A 23732-nucleotide genomic window follows, 5' to 3' on the forward strand; every position below is an offset into this window, starting at 1 on the left:
CATATTGATAGTAGAGGCCTGTAAGGCCTCTATTTCTAGATTCTCTATAAAATAAGACAATAAAAAGGGTAAAAACATGACACTTGATTTAATTAAAATCAGACGAGACCTTCACCAAATTCCCGAAATTGGGTTGGAAGAATTTAAAACTCAGGCTTACCTCTTAGAGCGTATTGCCGAAATGACTGAAGGGAAGGACTTTGTGGAGCAACGTACTTGGCGTACAGGAATTCTTGTCTATCTTCACGGGCATGCTCCTGAAAAAACCATTGGTTGGCGTACAGATATTGATGGCCTCCCAATCGTAGAGGAAACAGATCTTGACTTCAAGTCTACTCATGAAGGTCGTATGCATGCTTGTGGACACGATATGCACATGACCACAGCACTTGGTCTTTTGGACCAGATGCTTCAAGTACAGCCTAAAAATAACATGCTCTTCCTCTTCCAACCAGCCGAAGAAAATGAAGCGGGTGGTATGCTTATGTATGAAGATGGTGCCTTTGGAGATTGGTTGCCAGATGAGTTCTATGGCCTCCACGTCCGTCCAGATTTCAAGGTGGGTGATATTGCGACTAACACAAGTACTCTTTTTGCTGGGACTTGTGAAGTCCTCGTTACTTTCAAGGGGAAAGGTGGACATGCGGCCTTTCCACATGAGGCCAATGATGCCCTTGTAGCAGCTTCTTACTTTATTACTCAAGTGCAAACGATTGTCAGTCGTAATGTTGACCCTATCCAAGGTGGGGTAGTTACCTTTGGTTCTTTCCATGCAGGAACTACTAATAATGTTATCGCTGAAACTGCGGAGGTTTATGGAACTATTCGTACTCTTACTCAGGAAATGAGTCTCCTTATCCAGAAGCGCGTGCGCCAGATTGCAGAAGGTGTAGCAGCTAGCTTTGGTATGGAAGTGGATATCATGTTGAAACAAGGTGGTTATCTTCCGGTGGAAAATAATCCAGCCTTGGCCAAAGAGTTGATGGCCTTCTTTGATGCTAGCCCAGAAGTTAACCTGATTGATTGTCCACCGGCTATGACTGGAGAGGATTTTGGTTATTTGCTTAGTAAAGTTCCTGGTGTCATGTTCTGGTTGGGAATCGACACGCCATATGCACTTCACCATCCTAAGATGAGTCCAAACGAAGATGCCCTCGCTTTTGCAGTGGCTGAAATTGGAAAATTCCTTAAACACAAGGCAGAAGCCTAATCAGAGTCGATAAAGCTAAAAAATCTACCAAGTCTGACTTTTGGTAGATTTTTTGATATGATAAACCTATGAAAAATGAACTTAGAAAAACAGTCTTGGCTCAATTAACTTCACAAGAACCTGAGACTAAGGCTAAGATAGATAAACATCTTTTGGAGCAATTGATTGCCTTACCTGCTTATAAAAAGGCTAAGGTGATTGCGACTTATTTGTCTTTTCCTCATGAATATGATACCAGTCTTTTAATCAATCAGGCTTTAAAGGATGGTAAACGACTTTTGATTCCTAAAACATATAAACAAGGTCGAATGATTTTTGTGGATTATGATCCAGATAATCTTGTTGCAACCTCTTTTGGCTTGATGGAACCTGTGTCTGATTTGGCTGTGGAAAAATCAGAGATTGGTTTAATTCATGTGCCAGGAGTAGTTTTCAATGATGAAGGCTATCGCATTGGTTACGGAGCAGGTTACTATGACCGCTATTTGTCTGATTTTGAAGGGGCGACCGTTAGTACGGTTTATCCTTGCCAGAAACATGATTTTCAACCAGATAGCTATGATATTCCTGTTAAGGAGGTTGTTACATGCAAGTAAATGAGTGGAAGAAATACCCAGCAACCTATCTATTGTTGGGGCTTACGACGCTGACTTTCATCTGTCAATATCTCTTAAATGGCTTTCAAGCGACCTCGCCTTTGAGCCTTTTTAAGATGGGAGCTATGTACGGTGCTTTTGTTCAGTACAGCCCACTGAACCTCTGGCGTCTTGTAACACCAATTTTTGTGCATATAGGTGTTGAGCATTTTCTATTTAATATGCTTGCCCTTTACTTTATGGGGAAAATGGCTGAGCAGATTTTTGGGACTCTACGTTTTCTAGGGCTCTATTTGTTAGCTGGTGTTATGGGAAATGCCTTTACCTTACTTTTTACGCCTAATGTTATTGCGGCTGGTGCTTCGACATCCTTGTTTGGACTTTTTGCGGCTGTTGTGATTCTTGGTTATTACAGTCATAGTCCTTTGCTTAATCAGTTAGGTCGCAATTACTTGGCTTTGATTGTCATTAACTTAATTTTCAACCTTTTTACACCTAGTGTTGGGATTACAGGCCATCTTGGTGGTTTAGTTGGAGGTGCTCTTGCAGCTATCTTTTTGGCCAACAAGGTCGAAAGTCGCTTATTTAGTAAAGGTTGGCGTTTTACAGCTCTTTTAACCTACATTTTACTATTGCTGGTTCTTCTAGGATTCACTTATTTTTAAGTCATATGAAAAAACCATCGAATGTCATATTCGATGGTTTTTATATTAGTCTTTTTTAGCTGGTTTGCCTTCAAGTTTGTGTCCCAAGTCAATGAGGTATTGCTTGAGGTCATCTTTAACTTGAGGATGTTTAAGTGCGTAATCGATTGATGTTTTCATGAATCCGAATTTGTCACCGACATCATAACGCTCTCCCGTAAATTCGCGGGCAAAGACGCGTTGTGTCTTGTTAAGTGTATCGATAGCATCAGTCAATTGGACTTCATTTCCAGCACCTGGTTCTTGAGTTTCCAAAATACCGAAAATTTCAGGTGTTAGAAGGTAACGCCCGATGATAGCAAGATCACTTGGTGCATCCTCTGGATTTGGTTTTTCAACGAAAGTTTCAACACTATAACGTCCATTTTCGCCTTTGCCTTGAGGGGCGATGACACCATAAGAAGACACTTCCTCGTGAGGTACAGGCATAACTGCAATGGTTGATGCGTGTGTTTCCTCATAATCGTTAATGAGCTGCTTAGTCAAAGGTACTGCTTTGTCATTAGTGATATCCATGAGGTCGTCACCAAGCATGACAACGAATGGCTCATTTCCGACAAATGCTTTGGCTTGAAGAACTGCATCTCCAAGACCACGTGGATGGCTTTGACGGATAAAGTGGAGGTTGATAGCAGTGGTGTCATTAACCAATTTCAACAAGTCTGTCTTACCTTTTTGTTCCAAGTTGTATTCTAACTCGAAGTTTGAATCAAAGTGGTCTTCGATAGAACGTTTTGACTTACCAGTAACCACCAAGATATCTTCAATACCTGATTTGAGGGCTTCTTCAACGATAAATTGGATGGTTGGCTTGTCAACGATTGGCAACATTTCTTTGGCCAAGGCCTTAGTAGCTGGTAAAAAGCGTGTTCCGAGTCCTGCAGCGGGGATGATAGCTTTTCTAACTTTTTGATTCTTCATGAGAACTCCTTAGATTTTTATTTTTTATCCCATTCATTTTCAGAGCGCAATTCATTGGACATCATATTGAGAATAGATTCCTTGATATCAGCACCCTCATAGATAGATTTGTAGATTGCTGTTGTAATTGGCATGTAGACACCGAGTTCTTGGGCGATTTCGTAGGCAACCTTTGTGGTTGAAATACCTTCGATTACCATTCCCATGTTACGTTCAATGTCTTCTAGTTTTTCTCCACGACCGAGCGCATCCCCAGCACGCCAGTTACGTGAATGGATAGAAGTTCCTGTAACAATAAGGTCACCAACCCCAGATAGACCGCTGTAAGTCAAAGGATCGGCACCGAGTTTCACACCAAGACGAGTAATTTCTGCAAGTCCACGAGTAATAACGGCTGCCTTAGCATTGTCCCCATATCCCATACCGTGGAGGGCACCTGCACCTACCGCGATAATGTTTTTAAGAGCACCAGCTGTTTCAACACCAATCACATCTGAATTGGTGTAGAGGCGGAAGTAGTTATTACTGAAAATGCCTTGGACATAGCGCGCCACTTCAAGATCCTTAGATGCTGCTGTAATCAAAGTGATATCGCGAACGATAGTTTCTTCAGCGTGGCTTGGACCAGATACGACAACAATGTCACTGCGAAGTTCCTCAGGAATCTCTTCTTCAAGGATTGTTGAAAGACGTTCGTGTGTTCCAGGTTCCAATCCTTTTGAAGCATGCATGACAACAACCTTGTGGTCCAAAAGTTCGGCAACTTGTTTAGCAACTAAGCGAGTAACCTTGGTTGGAACAACAAAGAGAACAGCGTCGACACTATCTAGGGCTTCAGACAGTTCCTTGTAGGCTTTAATGTTTTCATCCAAAACCACATCCTTGAAGTAGCGGGTGTTGGTGTGTTTCTCGTTAATTTCATCAATTTGTTCAGGGATGTTTCCCCAAATACGGACCTCGTGTCCGTTGTCGTTGAGTACCTGAGCAAGGGCAGTTCCCCATGAACCAGGGCCCAAGACAGCGATTTTTTGTTTTTTCATCATTAGGTCTCCCTTTAGGTCCTTTCTGACAAAGTAGAAAAAGACTGTATTCTTTCTCATTATAACATAAGAAAAGCATGTTTGTCTTGTACTCTCTGTTAGGAAGGCTGATGGCTATTTATTTTTTCAGCCAATTTTGGGCAATGTAGCCTCCAATGAGGGCAGCCATGAGCGTTCCTCCAATCAGGATTAAGATATGACTGCCTGTAAAGGGAACCATAACTTGATTTACATAATCTTGAGTTTTCCCTTTGGCCAGGAGTTGTGCGATATAAGCTTTGGGCGCAAGCCACATGGTGATAATGGGTGCTAAGTTTCCTAGAGAAAAGATCATATAGGAGAGTAGATTAAGTTTATTATTCTCATAGTTCCCTTTCTTAGCTAGAAAATCAGCGACAAGGCCAGCTAAAAAGCTAGGAAGAAAGGCTAGAACAAAGTGCCCAGAGGCAAAGAAGAAGAGGGACATAAAGATACCCAGACAGGTAATAGCTCCAAATTGTTTAGTTTTTCTGATAAGCCCCAAATAGACCCAACCTGCAAAGATAGCAGCTAAAGCAGGCGTATGATACATATTTTTGACTTTGAAAAAGATTAAATCAATGGCAACTGCAAGGGCTAGGCAAATAAAATATAGTAGAATAGCTAGACTGGTTTGTTTGATGAATGTCTTTTGACGCATGAGGTCTCCTAATCAATGTGAGGTGTTTTAGTTTTATTGAGCCAAGAGTATGCCAAACCAATGAAAATACCTCCGCCAATCCAGTTACCGAAGAAAACGACTATCCACTGACGTAGAATATTTGCCAAAGTGAAATTATCCACAGCGTCACGCACACCGTTGAAACCGAGCAACATGAAAGAGGCAAAGTTAGCAATCAAGTGTTCATTAATTAAAAATACAAACATGAAGATAGCTGATAGCGCAATGAAAATCTTAGCAGATTCTTCTTTGAGGAGCATGTAGCCCAAGATGGCAATATTAACGAACATATTCGCTGTAATACCTTCTGTAAAGTTCATCCAATCTGTTTTTCCAAGCTTGGTTGAGACAGCAGTAACTAAGAAGCTCTTGTCAGTCAAATGTTGGAAAGAGAAGGATTGGTTGAAGAACCAGGCCAAGATAAGGGCGCCGACAAAATTAAAGAAGGTACAGTAGAGGAGGATGGTACACACCTTGCTCCATTTGATTTTACCATAATAGGCACCACTGGTCAGGAACATCATGTTTGAAGTAGCCAACTCTCCATTGAATATGAGAACGAAGACCAGTCCGATGGCAAAGATAAAGGCAAAGACAAAACGAGAAAGGGCTGGAATACCTGTTGCGATAACATCTGCACCAATAATTCCTACAGCAGTCGACATGGTAAGATAAGCTCCTGCAAGCATAGAACGCAAGGCATAGCGCCCCAGGCTTTCGTCAAAGAGAGCTTCTTTTTTAGCACAAGCAGCGAATACTTTTTCTTGAAATTGAGACATAGTTTTACCTCTAAAATATGTGGCATGGAGCATGGCAAATGCGCAAGCTCGAGTGAAACTTAATCTAGGATGACCATGAAAAAAAGTCAGGACAGTTGTCCCAACTTTTCCAAGTCTTAATATGAGGATGCTCCAGATGTGGCATCTGCGGCTGGGGCTGCGTCGCCACCATGACCACCCGCATCTGATGCACCAGATGTGGCGTCGCTACCGCCATGACTAGCTGCAGCTGGTGCAAAAGGACCGCTTCCTCCGACAAGGCGTTGACCAGTTGTTTCGAGATACCAGTCAAGCCATGGTTTAAAGTTAAAGACGATTTCATTGATTCCTGCATAAGAACCATCATCATAGTACATAGCCTGATAGTTATGCGTATTGATAACTCCTTCAGGTGACCCTGGAACAATCGTACGAACATATTCTTGGTTACCATTACGAAGTGTACCGATAACCCATTCCACATTTTTCATACGAGCTGGTGGAAGTGAGCCGTGAACAGTTGACATACGGCTACCAGATTGAGGTGGTACACGTTTGGCGAACATAGTATCAGGATCTTGATGGGCGTTATTGTAGTAGAGGAACTGGTTGTTATCATCGGCATAGGTCAATTCAAATGGCATAGCCTTGAGGAACATGTCAATTTGATTAACCGTCAAAATACCGTGGTCCAATTTCACGTAGGTATCACCAGATACCGCACCAGTGATTTCAGCTACTTTTTCTACCCACTCTGGATCGTCAGGATCAACATCGGTAACAGTTGTAGCGATTGGGTTGTTACAATCCAAGTCTTCAGGTTCAATTGGTTTTGGTTTTTTCAATTTAGAAACCACTCCTACATATTGGATGAAATTGTCTAAGCATTGTTCAAGGAAATTAATAGTACCTTCGTTGGTAATGTTTCCCTCAAGGTCAAAGGCATCTTTAGCCTTTCCAAGCAAGAATTCATTACCTGGAAGTGTATAGGCATTGACACCAGGTGCTTCAAGGATTTTACGCAAATGCACTTGGGCACGTGAAGTCCCTTGATCGTAGTAAGAAGCACCAACAATCATTACAGGCTTGTTTTCAAAAGGGTGCACTTCGAATGATAGCCACTCTAATACTGATTTAAGTGCTGCAGAGATAGTGTGGTTGTGCTCAGGTGTTGCAATGATGACACCGTCAGCGCGTGTAATTTTGTTATTAAGTAAGCGAAGTTGGAAACTTTCATCCCATTTTTCATCTTGGTTAAACATAGGGACTTCATCAATTTCTAAAACTTCAAGTTCAAATTTAATTTTAAAATGTCTTCTGATAAATTCGAGCAGTTTACGGTTATATGATTGATCATAATTTGCTCCAACGAGTCCAACAAATTTCATAGTTTATATTCTCCTGTCCTATAGGCTTTCCCAGTCGAAGTCTTCAGCTTCTTTATGTAATAACTCTGTAGCATGTGAGAGTTTACCAGTAATTTTGACGTAGAGACGGAAGTCATCGAAAATAGCATCTAATTTTTTGATGACATCGAGGTCAACTAAATCGCCGTTGCTATCAAAAGCTTGAAGGGAATGTGAAAGCAAGAATTCGTCTGGAAGCACGTTAGCTTTGATTTCTGGAGCATTCAAAATTTGACGAAGTTGTAGCTGTGCACGAGAAGCTCCTAGAGTTCCATAAGAAGCTCCTGTAATCATAACAGGCTTATTCAAAAGAGGGAAAACACCGTATGAGACCCAAGCTAAAGCATTCATGAGAACAGCTGGAATTGAGTGGTCATACTCAGGTGTTCCAATAATAACCCCATCAGCCTCATCGATTTTTTTAACGATTTCAAGGACACTTTCTGGCAATTGTTTGTTAGCGGGTTTGTTAAAGACAGGGAGGTCTTTGATTTCAACAAGTTCGATGTCTGCCTTATCTGCAAAATGTTTCTGAATATATTGCAATAATTGTCTATTAGTTGAACGTTTTGAATTCGTACCAACAAGTCCGATGAATTTCATGACAATTCTCCTTAAAAGTATTATATCTATTATTATGTTAGCGTTTTCCTGGTTAAAAGTCAATCTTCGTTTAATGAGAAAGTGATTAGACTATTACCTTTGTCATCTTATTTCGAATAGATTATAATAGGATAGATTTAAAAGTCTGAAGCTAGCATGGCTAGTTTTACAAGAATTAATTTATAGATGTATCGAAAGGAAAAATAATGACAAAAATTCGTGGATTTGAACTTGTATCAACTTATACCAATCAGGACTTGCTTCCAAAACGGGAGACAGCCCATGCGGCTGGCTACGACTTAAAGGTGGCAGAGCGCACAGTGATTGCACCAGGAGAAATCGTCCTCGTCCCAACTGGGGTCAAGGCTTATATGCAAGCGGGTGAGGTGCTTTATCTCTACGACCGTTCGTCCAACCCTCGCAAAAAAGGTCTGGTCTTGATCAACTCTGTGGGGGTTATTGATGGCGACTACTATGGTAATCCAGGAAATGAAGGCCATATCTTTGCTCAGATGAAAAATATCACAGATAAAGAAGTGATTCTTGAAGTTGGGGAACGTGTAGTTCAGGCTGTCTTTGCACCATTTTTAATCGCAGATGGAGATGAAGCTGACGGTGTTCGAACTGGTGGTTTTGGATCAACTGGGAAATAGAGGAATAAAATGGCAGACTATTTATTAGTTGTAGACATGCAGTCAGATTATGTTGCTGTAGGAAAAGCATATCATGAAGAACTGACAGCAGCTGTAAATGACAAAATTGCTACCTATCCCAGCGACCGAGTTATCTATATTCTCAATCGTTTTTTCTGGGAGAGAAAAGATAGAAAGAAGAAATTTGCGACCGGCTTGCTGCTTGTATCTTCTCGTATCTTTGAGAAGCGTCGGGCTTCTTGCTTTACTAATCCAGATTTAAAAGATTTTTTAGAAGGAAACGGTGCTAAAAGCATAGAGTTTATAGGGGTAGATGGCAATGGCTGTGTCAAGGCTTCCGTTTTGGCAGCTGTCAAGGAGAATTATCAGGTTTCTGTCGATTTGTCCGCTGTCGGAGTTGCCAACCAGAAGAAATTAAAAAAAACATTGCATAAGTGGCATTCTGTCGGAGTAATCGTAGAAGGAGAATTATCATAGCAAAGAAAAAATCAACTTTTGTTTGTCGAGAATGTGGCTACAATTCACCCAAATATCTAGGGCGCTGTCCCAACTGTTCTTCTTGGTCCTCTTTTGAGGAAGAAGTTGAGGTGCAGGAGGTAAAAAATGCTCGTGTTAGTTTAACGGGTGAAAAGTCTAAACCTACTAAATTAAAAGAAGTCTCTTCAATTAATTATGCCCGCATAAAGACTGACATGGACGAGTTTAACCGTGTTTTAGGTGGCGGTGTGGTTCCGGGTAGTCTGGTTCTTATTGGAGGAGATCCAGGGATAGGGAAATCGACTCTTCTCTTACAAGTGTCAACACAGCTGGCTAACAAGGGAACTGTCCTCTATGTTTCTGGGGAAGAATCTGCCGAGCAAATCAAATTGCGGAGCGAACGTTTAGGTGATATTGATAACGAATTTTATCTTTATGCTGAGACTAATATGCAAGCCGTTCGCAGCCAAGTGGAGGCTATAAAACCCGATTTCCTCATTATCGACTCTATTCAGACCATCATGAGTCCAGAGATTTCAGGCGTTCAAGGCTCTGTATCTCAGGTTCGTGAAGTTACTGCTGAACTCATGCAGATTGCCAAAACCAATAACATTGCTACATTTATTGTTGGGCATGTGACCAAGGAGGGACAGTTGGCTGGACCACGTATGTTGGAACACATGGTGGATACTGTGCTCTATTTTGAGGGTGAACGTCATCATACCTTCCGTATTTTACGAGCAGTCAAAAACCGTTTTGGTTCAACTAATGAGATTGGGATTTTTGAGATGCAGTCTGGTGGTTTGGTAGAAGTGCTAAATCCTAGCCAAGTTTTCTTAGAGGAACGCCTAGACGGAGCCACAGGTTCTGCCATTGTTGTAACAATGGAAGGTAGCAGACCTATCTTAGCTGAAGTTCAAGCCTTGGTGACCCCAACCGTCTTTGGTAATGCCAAGAGGACGACAACGGGACTGGATTTTAATCGCGTCAGCCTCATTATGGCTGTTTTAGAGAAACGTTGTGGCCTTCTTCTCCAAAATCAAGATGCTTATTTAAAATCAGCTGGAGGTGTCAAATTGGACGAGCCGGCTATTGACCTTGCTGTCGCTGTTGCCATTGCTTCTAGTTACAAGGAGCTTCCAACCAATCCACAAGAAGCTTTTATAGGAGAAATTGGCTTGACTGGAGAGATTCGCCGAGTGACTCGTATTGAACAGCGTATTAATGAAGCTGCTAAACTAGGTTTTACTAAGATTTATGCTCCGAAGAATTCTCTTCATGGTATGAAAATTCCAGAAGGTATCCGGGTGGTTGGCGTTACGACAGTGGGAGAAGTACTCAAAAAAGTCTTTTCTTAGAAAGTGATAGAAGGTCATTTTGGAAACGCTTGCAAAATTATATCTCCAATGCTATACTTTTCATAAGGATAGGGAGGTATTTATTATGCAATTTTTCACAGACAGCAACATGCAATTCCCTTTAGTAGAGTTATCTCTTAATCAAGGTGAAACAGTCTTTATCCAGCGTGGCAGTATGGTATATCACACACCAAATGTGACACTGAGTACCAAATTGAATGCCAGTGGATCAGGTCTAGGTCGCTTTGTAAAAGCCGTTGGGCGTTCAATGGTTTCGGGCGAAAGTAGCTTTATTACTCAGGTTGTCTCACAGTCCAATAACGGTTATATAGCCTTGGCCCCTGATTCTCCTGGTCAAGTGATTCCACTTTATTTAGGTGAAAAACAGTACCGACTAAATGACGGTGCCTTTCTAGCACTTGATGGCACAGCTTACTATACAATGGAGCTCCAGTCAGTTGGTAAGGCTATTTTTGGTGGTCAGGGTGGTTTCTTTGTGATGACAACCCAAGGTCAAGGAACACTCTTGGCGAATGCCTACGGTTCTATTAAAAAAATTGAGCTAAACAACCAAGAAGTGACTATTGATAATGCTCATGTCGTTGCCTGGAGTCAGACACTTGATTACAATATTCACTTGGAAAATGGTTTCTGGCAGTCTATTGGGACAGGAGAGGGTGTTGTGAATACCTTTAGAGGAACAGGTGAAATTTATGTTCAAAGTCTCAATCTTCAAACCTTTGCAGGCTTGCTTAATAGATACTTACCAAAACGTTCATAGTATAAATTGAAGGAGAGTGGATGCTTGTTAGCATCTATTCTCCTTTTTATATTGCGAACTCAATAGCTGACAAGTTAATAAAAAGATGATAAGATAGTGTTTAAATAATTTGATAGTCAAATTATTTTCTTCATTAGAAAGTGAGTTATTATGTCTTATTTTGAAAACTTTCTCAATGCCAACAAAGCCTATGTTGACCTCCACGGGACAGCCCATCTTCCCTTGAAACCAAAGACTAAGGTGGCTATTGTGACTTGTATGGATTCACGCCTTCACGTTGCCCAGGCCTTGGGGTTGGCCCTAGGTGACGCTCATATTTTGCGTAATGCGGGTGGTCGTGTGACGGAAGATATGATTCGTTCTTTGGTCATTTCTCAACAACAGATGGGGACACGAGAAATCGTAGTTCTTCACCATACAGATTGTGGTGCTCAGACCTTTAAGAACGACGAGTTTACCGCCTATCTCAATAAGGAACTTGGTGTTGATGTTTCTGATCAAGATTTTCTTCCATTCACAGATGTAGAAGAGAGTGTTCGTGAAGATATGGCTATTCTTCGTCAGTCACCGCTTATCCCTGAGGATGTTATCATCTCCGGTGCGGTTTATGATGTAGATACTGGTCGAATGACTCAAGTTCAACCCTAATACCGAAAAGTTTAGCAGGCATGGTTGCCTGCTTTTTTCATGGTTGGATATAAAAAAACTCAGCACACAATAAATCTGCTGAGTTAATCTAGTTTTTAAGAAACGATAAAAATGAGAATCACAGTCCCTAAATAGAAAAGACTAGTGATAAAAAAGCTTATACGCCAGAACAACTTAAGAAAACGTTTAAACTTGAAAGATTGTGTTTTTCTTAGCATCTGAATCGTGATAATGATAGCCGCCAAGGATAATAAGATGGTGATGTATGGCAAAAAGCTATGGGTGAAGAAACGGGCTGACACAGCAACTACCTCAATAAAATAAAGAGGGAAGGTAAGGTCAGCAAAATTAAGCCCGAGGTATTTTAAACTGAAGAAGCGGTGGATAATAAAAGCAAAGATAGGTGTTAATATCAAAAATGCTATAGCAAAGAATTTATATAGAATCATAAGTCTATTTTACCTCGAAAAGGCCTTTATGTAAATTTTTTCCTAAACTTAATAAGAAATTCTTGCATCTAAAAAGAATTTCTGTATAATAGATAAGGTATGTAAAAACATACTTGTGGGAGGTAACAAAACTTACTTACCGCCAAAACCACAATAGGAGGAAATTACAAAATGGCTAAAAAAGTCGAAAACATCGTAAAACTTCAGATTCCTGCTGGTAAAGCGACTCCAGCTCCACCAGTTGGACCAGCTCTTGGTCAAGCCGGAATCAACATCATGGGATTCACTAAAGAGTTTAACGCTCGTACAGCTGACCAAGCTGGTATGATCATCCCAGTTGTTATCTCTGTGTATGAAGATAAATCATTTGATTTCATCACTAAAACACCACCAGCTGCTGTTCTTTTGAAAAAAGCTGCAGGTGTTGAAAAAGGTTCAGGTACTCCAAACTCAGTTAAAGTTGCTTCAGTAACTCGTGCACAAGTACAAGAAATTGCTGAAACTAAAATGCCTGACTTGAACGCTGCAAACATCGAATCAGCTATGCGTATGATCGAAGGTACTGCACGTTCAATGGGATTCACTGTTACTGACTAATTCAGTTAACAAGAAAACCACAGACGTCGTCTCACTTCGCTGAGTGACGTGGAAGATGAAAGTCGTTATGACCACATTACACAAGGAGAAATAATTAACATGGCTAAAAAAAGCAAACAAATGCGTGCTGCTCTTGAGAAAATCGACAGCACAAAAGCTTACAGCGTAGAAGAAGCTGTAGCTCTTGCACAAGAAACTAACTTCGCAAAATTCGATGCTACTGTTGAAGTATCATACAACCTTAACATCGACGTTAAGAAAGCTGACCAACAAATCCGTGGAGCAATGGTATTGCCAAACGGTACTGGTAAAACTCAACGCGTTCTTGTATTTGCTCGTGGTGCTAAAGCTGAAGAAGCTAAAGCAGCAGGTGCTGACTTCGTTGGTGAAGACGAACTCGTTGCTAAAATCAACGGTGGATGGCTTGACTTTGACGTTGTTGTTGCAACACCAGATATGATGGCAATCGTTGGTCGTCTTGGACGTGTCCTTGGACCACGTAACTTGATGCCAAACCCTAAAACTGGTACAGTAACTATGGACGTTGCTAAAGCAGTTGAAGAGTCTAAAGGTGGTAAAATCACTTACCGTGCTGATAAAGCAGGTAACGTACAAGCTATCATCGGTAAAGTTTCATTCGAAACTGAAAAATTGGTTGAAAACTTCAAAGCATTTAACGATGCAATCCAAAAAGCTAAACCAGCTACAGCGAAAGGTACTTACATCACAAACCTTTCAATCACTACTACACAAGGTGCTGGTATCAAAGTTGATCCTAACTCATTGTAAGAGTAGTAAAAAACCTATCTTCGGATAGGTTTTTTTCTTACTCTAGACACGAAATTTGAGTAGAAAATAAAAAATATTCAGAAAGTAGTGCTGCTTTTTCGAATTTATGGTATAATTTAAGCGTATACACATAATTATTGATTTTGAACTTTTTACGTTGCGAATTAAGGAGGCAATGAATGAAAAAGAGTAAGGTATTTTTACTAGCAACCGTAGGCCTGTTATCTGTAGGTGTTTTAACGGCTTGCTCGTCATCAAGTAAGACGTCTGGTAAGACTTATAATTATGTTTACGGTGGCGATCCTGCAACCCTAGACTATGTTTCTACAAATAAGAAAAACATGACGACAGCTGTTAGTAACGGTGTTGATGGTTTGTTTGAAAATGACCAATATGGGAATCTAAAACCTTCTGTCGCTGAAAACTGGTCTGTTTCTCAAGATGGTTTGACATATACTTACAAGATTCGTAAGGGTGTCAAATGGTACACTTCAGACGGTGAAGAATATGCCAATGTAACAGCTAAAGACTTTGTAACAGGTCTTAAGCATGCTGCTGATACTAATTCTGAAGCGATTTATTTGCTACAAAACTCAGTTAAGGGCTTGAATGATTACCTTTCAGGTGCCAACAAGGACTTCTCAAATGTTGGTATCAAAGCAGTTGATGATTACACTTTGCAATATACGCTTAGCCAACCAGAACCTTACTGGAATTCAAAATTGACCTACTCTGTTACTTGGCCTGTTAATGAAGATTTCTTGAAATCTAAAGGTAAAGACTTTGGTAAGTCAACAGACCCAACATCTATTCTTTATAACGGTCCATATCTTCTTAAATCTTTGACAACGAAATCTTCTATTGAGTTCACCAAGAATGAAAACTACTGGGATAAGGATAATGTCTATTTTGATACAGTTAAATTGACTTACGATGATGGTACAGACCAAGAATCCTTGGAACGTAACTTCACTGATGGAGTCTATAACTTAGCTCGTCTATACCCAACTAGCTCAAACTATTCTAAAGTTGAAAAACAGTACAAAGACAATATTTTCTATACACAACCTGGAGCAGCTGTAGAAGGTGTCGGTATTAATATCGATCGTCAAACTTATGACCATACATCTAAAGAAAATGATCAACAAAAGACATCAACTAAGACAGCTCTTCTTAACAAAGATTTCCGTCAAGCATTAGGTTTTGCCATTGACCGTACAAATTACGCCGCACAACTTAACGGTAAAGAGGGTGGTAGTACTGCCGTTCGTAATATCTATGTTAAACCAGACTTTGTTCAAGCAGATGGTAAGGATTTCGGAACAATGGTAATGGATCAACTTCCAGCTTATGGTGATGAGTGGTCTGGTGTGAATCTTGCAGATAGTCAAGATGGTCTTTATAATCCAGAAAAAGCTAAGGCTGAATTTGCTAAAGCCAAAGAAGCTCTTCAAGCAGAAGGGGTTCAGTTCCCAATCCATTTGGATGTTCCTGTCAATCAGTCAAATAAAATCTTTGTGAACCAAGTGCAGTCACTTAAACAATCTATTGAATCAGCTCTTGGAAAAGATAATGTTGTACTTGATCTTCACCAATTGTCAACTGATGATTTCTATAACATTACCTACTCTGCTTCAAATGCAGCGGCAGAGGATTGGGATTTGTCAGTAGGTGTGGCTTGGGAGCCTGATTACCTTGATCCATCAACTTATCTTGATGTTTTGAAGACTACAAATAGTGAAAATACTAAATCTTTCATGGGTTATGACGATCCAAATAGTCAAGCGGTTGAAAAAGTAGGTCTTAAAGAATATGACCAATTGGTTGATGATGCTTCTAAGGAAACAACAGACTTGACGGCTCGTTATGAAAAATATGCAAAAGCTCAGGCATGGTTGACGGATAGTGCACTTTATATCCCAACGACTACTTATAACGGTGCAGCCGCTGTAGTTTCTCGTATTAAGCCATTCTCAGGTGCTTATGCTCAAGCTGGTGATAAAGGTTCTACATACTACTTCAAGTATCTTAAATCTCAAGATGATATTGTGACTAAGAAACAATACGATTCAGCTTATAAAGATTGGCTTAAAGAAAGAGCGAAATCTAATGACAAAGCTCAAAAAGATCTTGCCAAACACGTTAAGTAATCTATCGAAAACGTCTACCTTTAGGTAGTCGTTTTTTTAACAAAATTTCTCGAACCACCCCTAGATTGTGATATAATAAGAAAGATTGGTACTCGCTTCTAGATTTTTATTTGGAAAGTTTGGGGGATAGAGTTGCCTACTGGTACTTATCATCTTAAGGTTAGTCCTAAGGAAGGGACTTTAGGCTCAATAGGTATCCAAAGACTGAAGAATGAAACAAAAAAAGGAGATTTATCTTGGCTAAAGATATCCGCGTTCGTTACGCACCAAGTCCAACAGGGCTTCTACACATTGGTAATGCTCGTACAGCATTGTTTAACTACCTTTATGCACGTCATCATGGTGGTACATTCATTATCCGTATTGAAGATACTGACCGTAAACGTCACGTTGAAGATGGTGAGCGTTCACAGCTTGATAACTTGCGTTGGTTGGGAATTGACTGGGATGAAAGTCCTGAAACACACGAAAACTATCGTCAATCAGAACGTTTACCACTTTACCAAAAATATATTGATCAACTTTTGGCAGAAGGTAAAGCCTATAAGTCATACGTAACTGAAGAAGAGTTAGCTGCAGAGCGTGAACGTCAAGAAGCAGCTGGTGAAACTCCTCGTTACATTAACGAGTTCCTTGGCATGACTGAAGAAGAAAAAGCTGCCTACATCGCAGAACGTGAAGCGGCAGGTATTGTACCTACAGTTCGTTTGGCGGTTAATGAGTCAGGGATTTATAAATGGCATGATATCGTTAAGGGAGATATCGAATTTGAAGGTGGTAATATCGGTGGTGATTGGGTTATCCAGAAGAAAGATGGATACCCAACTTACAACTTTGCGGTAGTTGTTGATGACCACGATATGCAAATTTCACACGTTATCCGTGGAGATGACCATATTGCCAATACACCAAAACAACTCATGGTTTATGAAGCCCTTGGTTGGGAAGCCCCTGAGTTTGGACACATGACCCTTATCATCAATTCTGAAACTGGTAAGAAGTTGTCTAAACGTGATACTAACACCCTTCAATTTATCGAAGATTACCGTAAAAAAGGTTACCTTCCAGAAGCAGTCTTTAACTTTATTGCTCTTCTTGGTTGGAATCCTGGCGGTGAAGACGAAATCTTTTCTCGTGAAGAACTCATTAAACTTTTTGATGAAAACCGTCTAAGCAAGTCACCAGCGGCCTTTGACCAGAAGAAATTGGACTGGATGAGTAACGACTACATTAAGAATGCAGATTTCGATAAGGTCTTTGCTCTTTGCAAACCTTTCTTGGAAGAAGCTGGTCGTTTGACAGATAAAGCTGAAAAATTAGTGGAACTCTACAAACCACAAATGACAGCAGCAGAAGAAATTGTCCCTCTTACAGACCTCTTCTTTGAAGATTTCCCAGAATTGACAGAGGCTGAAAAAGAAGTTATGGCTGGTGAAACAGTACCAACAGTACTTAAAGCCTTTAAAGCCAAACTCGAAGCTATGTCTGATGATGAGTTTGTTGTTGAAAACATTTTCCCACAAATTAAGGCTGTTCAAAAAGAAACAGGAATCAAAGGGAAAAATCTCTTCATGCCAATTCGTATTGCTGTTTCAGGAGAAATGCACGGTCCAGAATTGCCAGATACTATTTTCTTGCTCGGACGTGAAAAATCAATCAAACATATTGATCAAGTTCTTGCAACACTATAAAAACAAACCCAACAATTGTTGGGTTTTCGAATGCACATAAGTGATGTGTCAATGATTATATGATTATTGATAAGACTGCATTTGTAATATAATGATGATATTTCGTAATCATATCATCATTTTCAAAACTTTAAATTAGTTTTATAATAGATTGGTAATAAAAAATAGGGAGGAGTGAGCATTATGAGAAGATTTGGTTGGTATTTCTACTACGTTATCGGCATGTACCCATAAAAAGAGGTAATGAGTCAGTTGAAGAGCTTGGTTTTTCTAAGCTCTTTTTTATGTTTATGAAAAGTAAGGGATATGTGGGGTCGTCTGATGTTAGATTGTTCTCGATCAGGAAAAAATAGCTTTATATTTTTAGCTTTTTCTAATAGGAGTGACGCTAAATTATATATTTATGTTACAATAAAGTAGGTTGATTTTGAAAGGAAGGGGGGAGTCTAGAGATGATCGTTTTATTTACGGTTCTACGTCTATTGGCTATTTTAATTGTTAGTCACGATATGTCAGGTTTACTCAAAACTTGGAAGAGTAAATGCTGGTTTATCGCAGGGAGTCTCTTGCTCTCTCTATTTGTTGGAGGCATTACAGGGTCGCTCTTAGCACTTTTGTTCTGCTATCTTTTCTTAAATAAAATATCAAGTAGTGAAAAGAATTCTTTTCTTTTCACCTTTTTGCCGTGGGTTTTTGTTGAAGTCACCTCGAAGCTGCTTCAACTTTACTTTTTCCCATGGATTTTTCAAATTAATTATTTACAGGTCAAAGACACCCCAGTACTCATTGCTTTGTCTTATCTCTTGATTTACCCAATTTTTCATCTGATTGTCAAAGTGTTCTTTATTGACTTTGGTGCTCTCAATGTTATGGGAAATAACCATACTTACCAAGTTAGACAACGCTTATTGGTTGGGGTGACTCTGGCTTATATTATTTTATCTTTAATTATTTTCTATGCCAGTAACATCTTTCCTTACACAGGGCTCTTTATTTATTTAGCAGGCAGTATTACGGTTGTCTACTCCATCCTCTTTATTTTGCTCTTTGCTCAGCTTAATATTTATTCTAAGAGAAGAGTGAAGGATCAGTTGGCTGAAGAAATGGCTAGACACGAGGAAAGTTTAGAAGAATATAGTCACCGTTTAGAAAAACTTTATAATGATATTTCTCAGGTGAAGAAGGATTATCTCGAAGGGCTTAAGACAATGGAGGTTAGTATCCAACGTCGAGACTTACCTGCTTTGAAACAAGAGTATGCAGAACTTTTAGAGAAATCTGGTAATAGCTTAACGTTGTCAAATTATGAATTATCACGTTTGATCAACTTAGAAATCACATCTCTCAAGAGTCTCTTTTCTGCTAAAGTGCTTGAGGCAGAGAACTTAGGAATTAAGGTTAACTTGGAGTTGCCAGATGTCATATCGTCAACTCAGATAGAGGCCTTAGATTTGGTTGTGATTTCTTCTGTCTTCTTAAATAATGCTATTGAGTCGGCGGTGGATTCTGAAGATCCTACTTTAACTATATCTTTCTTTAAAAATCAAGGTTATCTTATCTTGGTTATTGACAATACAACCAGAGAAGAACGTATTCCTGTGTCAAGGATTTTTGATGAAGGGGTTTCTAGCAAAGGTGAAGGCCGAGGGCTTGGTTTGTCTAAGGTCGCAGATATACTTAATCGCTATCCAAAAGTAAATCTTGAGACTCGTAGTTGTGACCATCATTTTACACAGGTCCTATCTTTTCAGGATAATTGATAAATCAAAGATACTATTTGTGGAGGATAGGATGAGGGAAATAGAAAGGGGGAAAGCATATGCAACTTGCGATTGATGGCCTTATTGCTTTGGTTGTTGTCGTTTCACATCTTGTGATTTTAGCTAGAATGGCTTATCTAGATGTTTTTACTTACCGTTACATTCCTTATGTAATCGTAGTAACTGCCGTTAAGTGGTTAGCCAAGGTGCTATGGCAAATTGACATTCCAGATGCAATCTATCTCCTAGTCTTTATTTTTATTGAAAAACCTCAGGCTCTACGAGAAGAAAAGTATTTTTATGCTTTCTTTTCCCCTGTCTTTTGGACTCTGATTACAAGTTTCTTTAGTTTTTATCTTTTCCGAGTTTTCTTTAATAAGCCGGTCGAGTTGGTTCCAAACCATTTAGGAATCCTGGCTGTAGATAGTGTTGTTCTTCCTTTCTTTCTAGGCTTGCAAAAAATGTTCGGTTTAGATAGCTTTTTCCAGGAACCCTATCAGGACTTGCAGGATAAATATAAGAGCATGCTCTTGCAAGTTGATTATATTTTAATTATCAGTTATCTTCTTATCCTCTTTAAGCAGGAGATATTCTCCTTGCTTCTTAGTCAGACCTATCTCCCAGGTTACCCTCAAATTTATATTTGGGTTGGTTTCCTTATACACATGTATATTCTTGTTCGTTTTGTTTCCTACGGTAAAGACGTACGTGATAGCAAAATTCTCAGAGAACAAGAGGAGCACTTGAGGAGTCTGGAAGCTTATAATGAAAAAATCGAAACTGCCTATAAGAGTGTACGTTCGTTTAAACATGATTATGAAAACATACTCATTAGTATGCAGACAAGTATTGATAGTGGGGATTTTGACCTTATTGAACAAACCTATCAAGATATTTTGAAAAAGGCAGGTCAAGAACTCATTGAAGAAGATGACGAAAATGTCTCTTGAGTATAAACAGGAAATATTATCATGAACTTACAGCTTTGGACCATGGTATCCCTTGAAAATAGTATTATTCAGATTATTAGTTTTCATATTACCTGGTTTATTTATAAAAAACTAACAAGGAGCACATTAGCTTACTGGAAAGTATTTTGTCTAAGTCTCTTAGGTATAGTGGTATCACTTGGTAAGGGTGATGGCTTCTATTATCAAGTTGTTATCTTTTTAGCTTTGGCCTTAAAGGAACGTCGGGAACATCGTTTGACGATCTGGGCAAGCCTCTTTTTTGGAGCTTTCTCGGTTATTTTTACAGATTTATTTGCGACTTTTACTCCATATTATGTATTCAATAATCTGTTTACAAATATGACTTTGAGTGAGATTCAAGAAAACTTCTTCCTCAAATTGTTATCGTTTGTACTGATTTATCCATTCTTTCTCTATATCAATTACCTTTCCAGTTCAGATGTTGATAAGGTCAAGGAATTGATTTATTCACGTGGTCGTGAACGTCTGTTGATAGCCGTTGATCTGACCTTTGCACTCTACATTACTTGTAGTACTCTTTTGGTATCAACAGGTAGTGATGTGGGAGGGCCAATTTTTATTGCAATGGCAGTTTATCTCCTAATGGTAACAACCTTGAACCGCTATTCTCATAAATTTGTCAGAGAACGTAGTAAGGAAGCTGTGGAGACTTATGTCTATAACTTGGAAGTCTATAATAAACATATTGAGGATCTTTTTACAAAAGTAAAACCTATTGAAAAAGATTTTGAGAGTCTTTTGGTAGCTCTTGAGACTCCATTGGCTAAAAATCAATTATCAGAGGTTTTATCCGTTTATCATGAGCATTTGAATCATCTTAAACTTGATAATTTGGACTTAAATGATAAGTTGGCTCCTCTGTTTGAGATTCCTTATCCGGTATTAAGAAGTTGGATTGTAAACCAAATCATTCCTTTGGAACAAAAAGGTATCACCGTTAGGTTGGATGTCAATGTTGATGCTTATCCTAACAATTTAAATATTGCAGTTCTTATTGGAGTTTTAGAACGTTGCATGAACTTAGCTGAAAAACTTTGGGCCAAGGAGCCGGAGACAGATATTGGTTTCCTTATTCAACAGAATGAGGATGGTAATCTCAGCTTTATTCTTGAGAATACCAATCAGGAAGCTGATCCGAAACTCGATGATAGTCTGGCTATTAGTCGTGATTTTGCCCAGTTTTGCTGGTCAAACGGTATCGGTTTAACAAATAAAAAAGAATTATTTAAAACCTATCAAATTGTCACGGTAGGACTATAATCGTAGAAAGGAGAGGGACAACTATGCTGGGTAACATCCTATTTCAAATTTTGATGTTTATCATTATTTGGGATATCTACTTACGTATTGGTGGACAAAACACTAATCTTAAAAATCGTATACTTTATTTGTTATTTGATGTTGCTCTATGCATTTGGGGACAACTCATTGGACGCTATATAGGCATAGTACCTCCCTTAGTAGCCATTGTAACATTGACATTTAGTTACCAATTGAATAAAAGTGTCACCTCTGTAGAGCGCTTTTTTCTAGGTTTTTACCCGGTGGTACTAGTCGATTTGGCAAGACGTTTTTTGGCTACCTTCTTCTTTCCACCGATACTTGGTATAACTGTTGACACTTTAAACACTAATATTTGGTGGTCTATGGTACCACTTTCCTTCGTCATGTTGACGGTCAGAATAGTAGATTTTATTTTACGTCTAGATTTTACAGATATCTTGAAAGTTGCTGCCCAACAAGAAAAAAAGAACCGTCTGGGTTTGGTCAACATGCTTCTTTTACTTTATTATTTAGTTATCTTTTTAGTGTCGACATTTGATACTTATTTCCCAGAGTTACATCTTGAGAGTAGATTTAGGTTGCCATTAGTAATGGGATATCTCTATTTACTCCTCTTTGTACTTGGTGCTGTAAACCAGTTTGCTAAGGAAAAAATAGAGCAGGATTTAGCGATGAAGCAAGCCAACTATCTTGATGATTTGAAGCGTGAGAATACCAGGGTAGAAGGTTTGTATAGAGACTTGATGCATGTTCGCTCTAACTATAATTTCCTACTTAATAATCTGAGAGATATCGAAAGAACAGGGGATATTCGTTCTTATAAAAAAGATTTGGTTGATCTTTATGTCAATCGAGATCAGCATAGTTTTTCAACTCAGGTCACAGATTTGGATAATATCCAAAATCCAAGTATTCATAGTCTACTTTCATCAAAATATCATGAAGCTCAGATGCATCGCCTCAATATTCATGCAGAGATTCCAGATCCAGTGATTCATAACTATCTAACTGATTTAGATTTAGCTGTTGTTTTGGGTCACCTCATGGATAATGCTATTGATGGTGCTCGTAAAGCCAGTGAAGGTTTTATTAGTCTGGCCTATTTTGATGAAGAGGATTGCCAGAGTTTTATTATTGAAAGTACAATTGCAGACGAGCAAATGCCACTTTCGATGATGAGTACCCGGCTTTCTCATCCTGAGGGTGGTATAGGTGTTAATGCTGTTCAAGATATCTTGGAACGTTATCCGAACACTTCCTTTTCTGTCCGTAGTCAGAATCATAAAATGATGCAAATACTAGAAATGAGGCCCTAATATGAATATATACATTTTAGAAGATGACTTAATGCAGCAAACACGCATTAGCGACATCATCCGAGAATTGGTTTCAGAGGGCACGTTTTCCGTACGAAAACTTGAAGTTTTTTCTAAACCTCACAAACTATTGTCCAGTATCAACGAGAAGGGCAACCATCAGGTTTTCCTTTTAGATATCGATATTGATGGTGAGCGAAAGAAGGGGCTAGAAGTCGCCTCAGAAATTCGCCAACAAGATGCTAATGCAGTTATTATTTTTGTAACAACTCACTCAGAGTTTGCACCGATCAGTTTTAAATACAAGGTTTCTGCACTAGATTTCATTGATAAGACAGTTTCTAATGCAGAATTCAAACAACAACTAAAACAAACATTGACTTTTGTGAACCAAAAAGTTGGAGATGTGGATGATGATGAGATATTTGTGTTTGAAACCGCTCAGTCTCGGATCCAAGTCCCTATGAGAGATATTTATTATTTTGCGACTGCTGTGACACCTCATAAGGTGATGCTAATTACCAAAACAGAGCGTCTGGAGTTTTATGCCAATCTTGGAGATATTACTTCGGTAAATAAAAAACTCTTTTCTTGTCATCGCTCCTTTTTAGTTAATTTGGATAACATATCTCGTATTGATAAGACTCAGTTGATGATTTACTTTGAAAATGGCGATTCTTGTCCAGTTTCACGTTTGAAAATGAAGGCCCTGCTTAAAAAATGGTCAGAGGTAAAAGAACATTAGTCGATGACTAATGTTCTTTTTAGTCTAAAAAAGCATGTGTTTATTTCATAGGTGATTGATAATCTTATAAGTGAACAAATTCTGTAAAAACACAAAATAGATGT

Annotated in this window: 24 protein-coding genes; 17 read left to right on the forward strand and 7 right to left on the reverse strand. The window is 39.2% G+C overall.

Annotated elements, in window-relative coordinates; translation table 11 throughout:
• The first annotated feature begins 76 nt into the window (after positions 1 to 76).
• From HMPREF3112_RS00980 to HMPREF3112_RS00990, 3 genes are all read left to right on the forward strand, one after another.
• Positions 77 to 1210, forward strand: coding sequence for an N-acetyldiaminopimelate deacetylase (locus HMPREF3112_RS00980; RefSeq protein ID WP_002891992.1), 1134 nt, complete (start codon positions 77 to 79; stop codon positions 1208 to 1210).
• Between the two features lie 68 nt (positions 1211 to 1278).
• The gene (locus HMPREF3112_RS00985; protein WP_070437487.1) at positions 1279 to 1806 is read left to right on the forward strand and encodes a 5-formyltetrahydrofolate cyclo-ligase; all 528 of its coding nucleotides are present in this window, start codon (positions 1279 to 1281) and stop codon (positions 1804 to 1806) included.
• Entirely contained in the window at positions 1797 to 2471 is a 675-nt protein-coding gene (locus HMPREF3112_RS00990; RefSeq protein WP_022496723.1) for a rhomboid family intramembrane serine protease, read from the forward strand. Before HMPREF3112_RS00985 ends, HMPREF3112_RS00990 begins: the two co-directional genes overlap by 10 nt.
• Positions 2472 to 2516: 45 nt before the next feature.
• On the opposite strand, the gene galU is transcribed toward HMPREF3112_RS00990, so the two are convergent.
• The 6 genes from galU to HMPREF3112_RS01020 form a co-directional block, all read right to left on the reverse strand.
• Positions 2517 to 3431, reverse strand: coding sequence for a UTP--glucose-1-phosphate uridylyltransferase GalU (gene galU / locus HMPREF3112_RS00995; protein ID WP_022496722.1), 915 nt, complete (start codon positions 3429 to 3431; stop codon positions 2517 to 2519).
• Positions 3432 to 3448: 17 nt separating this feature from the next.
• The gene (locus HMPREF3112_RS01000; protein WP_037598511.1) at positions 3449 to 4471 is read right to left on the reverse strand and encodes an NAD(P)H-dependent glycerol-3-phosphate dehydrogenase; all 1023 of its coding nucleotides are present in this window, start codon (positions 4469 to 4471) and stop codon (positions 3449 to 3451) included.
• 118 nt (positions 4472 to 4589) lie between these two features.
• Positions 4590 to 5150 (reverse strand): MptD family putative ECF transporter S component, encoded by a 561-nt coding sequence (locus HMPREF3112_RS01005; RefSeq protein ID WP_002891982.1) that lies wholly within the window; start codon positions 5148 to 5150, stop codon positions 4590 to 4592.
• An 8-nt stretch (positions 5151 to 5158) separates the two neighbouring features.
• Positions 5159 to 5950 (reverse strand): formate/nitrite transporter family protein, encoded by a 792-nt coding sequence (locus tag HMPREF3112_RS01010; protein ID WP_014635096.1) that lies wholly within the window; start codon positions 5948 to 5950, stop codon positions 5159 to 5161.
• A gap of 116 nt (positions 5951 to 6066) precedes the next feature.
• Positions 6067 to 7317 carry an NAD(P)H-dependent oxidoreductase gene (locus HMPREF3112_RS01015; RefSeq protein WP_070437490.1) on the reverse strand — a complete coding sequence of 417 codons (1251 nt, stop codon included), beginning with the start codon at positions 7315 to 7317 and terminating at the stop codon, positions 6067 to 6069.
• Positions 7318 to 7335: 18 nt separating this feature from the next.
• On the reverse strand, positions 7336 to 7938 hold the full coding sequence (locus tag HMPREF3112_RS01020; RefSeq protein WP_002886986.1) for an NADPH-dependent FMN reductase: 603 nt from the start codon (positions 7936 to 7938) through the stop codon (positions 7336 to 7338).
• A 206-nt stretch (positions 7939 to 8144) separates the two neighbouring features.
• Between HMPREF3112_RS01020 and HMPREF3112_RS01025 the strand changes: the two genes are divergently transcribed.
• The 5 genes from HMPREF3112_RS01025 (at position 8145) to HMPREF3112_RS01045 (ending at position 11855) form a co-directional block, all read left to right on the forward strand.
• Positions 8145 to 8591 carry a dUTP diphosphatase gene (locus HMPREF3112_RS01025; RefSeq protein ID WP_070437493.1) on the forward strand — a complete coding sequence of 149 codons (447 nt, stop codon included), beginning with the start codon at positions 8145 to 8147 and terminating at the stop codon, positions 8589 to 8591.
• A gap of 9 nt (positions 8592 to 8600) precedes the next feature.
• Positions 8601 to 9068, forward strand: coding sequence for an isochorismatase family protein (locus HMPREF3112_RS01030; RefSeq protein ID WP_070437496.1), 468 nt, complete (start codon positions 8601 to 8603; stop codon positions 9066 to 9068).
• Entirely contained in the window at positions 9065 to 10426 is a 1362-nt protein-coding gene (radA, locus tag HMPREF3112_RS01035; protein WP_080562498.1) for a DNA repair protein RadA, read from the forward strand. The genes HMPREF3112_RS01030 and radA overlap by 4 nt, the downstream gene beginning before the upstream one ends.
• Positions 10427 to 10511: 85 nt before the next feature.
• Complete coding sequence (locus tag HMPREF3112_RS01040; protein WP_002885783.1) at positions 10512 to 11207, forward strand: TIGR00266 family protein; 696 nt, start codon at positions 10512 to 10514, stop codon at positions 11205 to 11207.
• Between the two features lie 150 nt (positions 11208 to 11357).
• The gene (locus HMPREF3112_RS01045) at positions 11358 to 11855 is read left to right on the forward strand and encodes a beta-class carbonic anhydrase (RefSeq protein ID WP_002886981.1); all 498 of its coding nucleotides are present in this window, start codon (positions 11358 to 11360) and stop codon (positions 11853 to 11855) included.
• 95 nt (positions 11856 to 11950) lie between these two features.
• On the opposite strand, the gene HMPREF3112_RS01050 is transcribed toward HMPREF3112_RS01045, so the two are convergent.
• Positions 11951 to 12304, reverse strand: a complete 354-nt coding sequence (locus HMPREF3112_RS01050) for a DUF3397 domain-containing protein (protein ID WP_002885872.1) — start codon at positions 12302 to 12304, stop codon at positions 11951 to 11953.
• A 171-nt stretch (positions 12305 to 12475) separates the two neighbouring features.
• Between HMPREF3112_RS01050 and rplK the strand changes: the two genes are divergently transcribed.
• From rplK to HMPREF3112_RS01095, 9 genes are all read left to right on the forward strand, one after another.
• Positions 12476 to 12901, forward strand: coding sequence for a 50S ribosomal protein L11 (gene rplK / locus HMPREF3112_RS01055; protein ID WP_002885648.1), 426 nt, complete (start codon positions 12476 to 12478; stop codon positions 12899 to 12901).
• Between the two features lie 99 nt (positions 12902 to 13000).
• The gene (gene rplA / locus HMPREF3112_RS01060) at positions 13001 to 13690 is read left to right on the forward strand and encodes a 50S ribosomal protein L1 (protein WP_002885800.1); all 690 of its coding nucleotides are present in this window, start codon (positions 13001 to 13003) and stop codon (positions 13688 to 13690) included.
• Between the two features lie 179 nt (positions 13691 to 13869).
• Positions 13870 to 15840 (forward strand): peptide ABC transporter substrate-binding protein, encoded by a 1971-nt coding sequence (locus HMPREF3112_RS01065; protein WP_048790871.1) that lies wholly within the window; start codon positions 13870 to 13872, stop codon positions 15838 to 15840.
• 236 nt (positions 15841 to 16076) lie between these two features.
• Positions 16077 to 17531: a glutamate--tRNA ligase gene (gene gltX / locus HMPREF3112_RS01070; protein WP_037611119.1), complete on the forward strand. Its 1455-nt coding sequence runs from the start codon at positions 16077 to 16079 to the stop codon at positions 17529 to 17531.
• A 452-nt stretch (positions 17532 to 17983) separates the two neighbouring features.
• The gene (locus HMPREF3112_RS01075; protein WP_002885760.1) at positions 17984 to 19291 is read left to right on the forward strand and encodes a GHKL domain-containing protein; all 1308 of its coding nucleotides are present in this window, start codon (positions 17984 to 17986) and stop codon (positions 19289 to 19291) included.
• Between the two features lie 59 nt (positions 19292 to 19350).
• Positions 19351 to 20241 carry a hypothetical protein gene (locus HMPREF3112_RS01080; RefSeq protein WP_022496040.1) on the forward strand — a complete coding sequence of 297 codons (891 nt, stop codon included), beginning with the start codon at positions 19351 to 19353 and terminating at the stop codon, positions 20239 to 20241.
• A 21-nt stretch (positions 20242 to 20262) separates the two neighbouring features.
• Positions 20263 to 21543, forward strand: coding sequence for a hypothetical protein (locus tag HMPREF3112_RS01085; protein WP_022496039.1), 1281 nt, complete (start codon positions 20263 to 20265; stop codon positions 21541 to 21543).
• Between the two features lie 23 nt (positions 21544 to 21566).
• On the forward strand, positions 21567 to 22883 hold the full coding sequence (locus tag HMPREF3112_RS01090; RefSeq protein WP_022496038.1) for a GHKL domain-containing protein: 1317 nt from the start codon (positions 21567 to 21569) through the stop codon (positions 22881 to 22883).
• 1 nt (position 22884) lies between these two features.
• Positions 22885 to 23628 carry a response regulator transcription factor gene (locus HMPREF3112_RS01095; RefSeq protein WP_002885796.1) on the forward strand — a complete coding sequence of 248 codons (744 nt, stop codon included), beginning with the start codon at positions 22885 to 22887 and terminating at the stop codon, positions 23626 to 23628.
• Positions 23629 to 23732: the final 104 nt, after the last annotated feature.

The organism is Streptococcus sp. HMSC10E12 (assembly GCF_001807855.1).
In the GTDB taxonomy this organism is placed as follows: domain Bacteria; phylum Bacillota; class Bacilli; order Lactobacillales; family Streptococcaceae; genus Streptococcus; species Streptococcus salivarius.

Coding starts and splice junctions, on each gene's coding strand:
- HMPREF3112_RS00980 (WP_002891992.1), top strand. CDS start 77: ATGACACTTGATTTAATTAAAATCAGACGAGACCTTCACCAAATTCCC.
- HMPREF3112_RS00985 (WP_070437487.1), top strand. CDS start 1,279: ATGAAAAATGAACTTAGAAAAACAGTCTTGGCTCAATTAACTTCACAA.
- HMPREF3112_RS00990 (WP_022496723.1), top strand. CDS start 1,797: ATGCAAGTAAATGAGTGGAAGAAATACCCAGCAACCTATCTATTGTTG.
- galU (WP_022496722.1), bottom strand. CDS start 3,431: ATGAAGAATCAAAAAGTTAGAAAAGCTATCATCCCCGCTGCAGGACTC.
- HMPREF3112_RS01000 (WP_037598511.1), bottom strand. CDS start 4,471: ATGAAAAAACAAAAAATCGCTGTCTTGGGCCCTGGTTCATGGGGAACT.
- HMPREF3112_RS01005 (WP_002891982.1), bottom strand. CDS start 5,150: ATGCGTCAAAAGACATTCATCAAACAAACCAGTCTAGCTATTCTACTA.
- HMPREF3112_RS01010 (WP_014635096.1), bottom strand. CDS start 5,950: ATGTCTCAATTTCAAGAAAAAGTATTCGCTGCTTGTGCTAAAAAAGAA.
- HMPREF3112_RS01015 (WP_070437490.1), bottom strand. CDS start 7,317: ATGAAATTTGTTGGACTCGTTGGAGCAAATTATGATCAATCATATAAC.
- HMPREF3112_RS01020 (WP_002886986.1), bottom strand. CDS start 7,938: ATGAAATTCATCGGACTTGTTGGTACGAATTCAAAACGTTCAACTAAT.
- HMPREF3112_RS01025 (WP_070437493.1), top strand. CDS start 8,145: ATGACAAAAATTCGTGGATTTGAACTTGTATCAACTTATACCAATCAG.
- HMPREF3112_RS01030 (WP_070437496.1), top strand. CDS start 8,601: ATGGCAGACTATTTATTAGTTGTAGACATGCAGTCAGATTATGTTGCT.
- HMPREF3112_RS01040 (WP_002885783.1), top strand. CDS start 10,512: ATGCAATTTTTCACAGACAGCAACATGCAATTCCCTTTAGTAGAGTTA.
- HMPREF3112_RS01045 (WP_002886981.1), top strand. CDS start 11,358: ATGTCTTATTTTGAAAACTTTCTCAATGCCAACAAAGCCTATGTTGAC.
- HMPREF3112_RS01050 (WP_002885872.1), bottom strand. CDS start 12,304: ATGATTCTATATAAATTCTTTGCTATAGCATTTTTGATATTAACACCT.
- rplK (WP_002885648.1), top strand. CDS start 12,476: ATGGCTAAAAAAGTCGAAAACATCGTAAAACTTCAGATTCCTGCTGGT.
- rplA (WP_002885800.1), top strand. CDS start 13,001: ATGGCTAAAAAAAGCAAACAAATGCGTGCTGCTCTTGAGAAAATCGAC.
- HMPREF3112_RS01065 (WP_048790871.1), top strand. CDS start 13,870: ATGAAAAAGAGTAAGGTATTTTTACTAGCAACCGTAGGCCTGTTATCT.
- HMPREF3112_RS01075 (WP_002885760.1), top strand. CDS start 17,984: ATGATCGTTTTATTTACGGTTCTACGTCTATTGGCTATTTTAATTGTT.
- HMPREF3112_RS01080 (WP_022496040.1), top strand. CDS start 19,351: ATGCAACTTGCGATTGATGGCCTTATTGCTTTGGTTGTTGTCGTTTCA.
- HMPREF3112_RS01085 (WP_022496039.1), top strand. CDS start 20,263: ATGAACTTACAGCTTTGGACCATGGTATCCCTTGAAAATAGTATTATT.
- HMPREF3112_RS01090 (WP_022496038.1), top strand. CDS start 21,567: ATGCTGGGTAACATCCTATTTCAAATTTTGATGTTTATCATTATTTGG.
- HMPREF3112_RS01095 (WP_002885796.1), top strand. CDS start 22,885: ATGAATATATACATTTTAGAAGATGACTTAATGCAGCAAACACGCATT.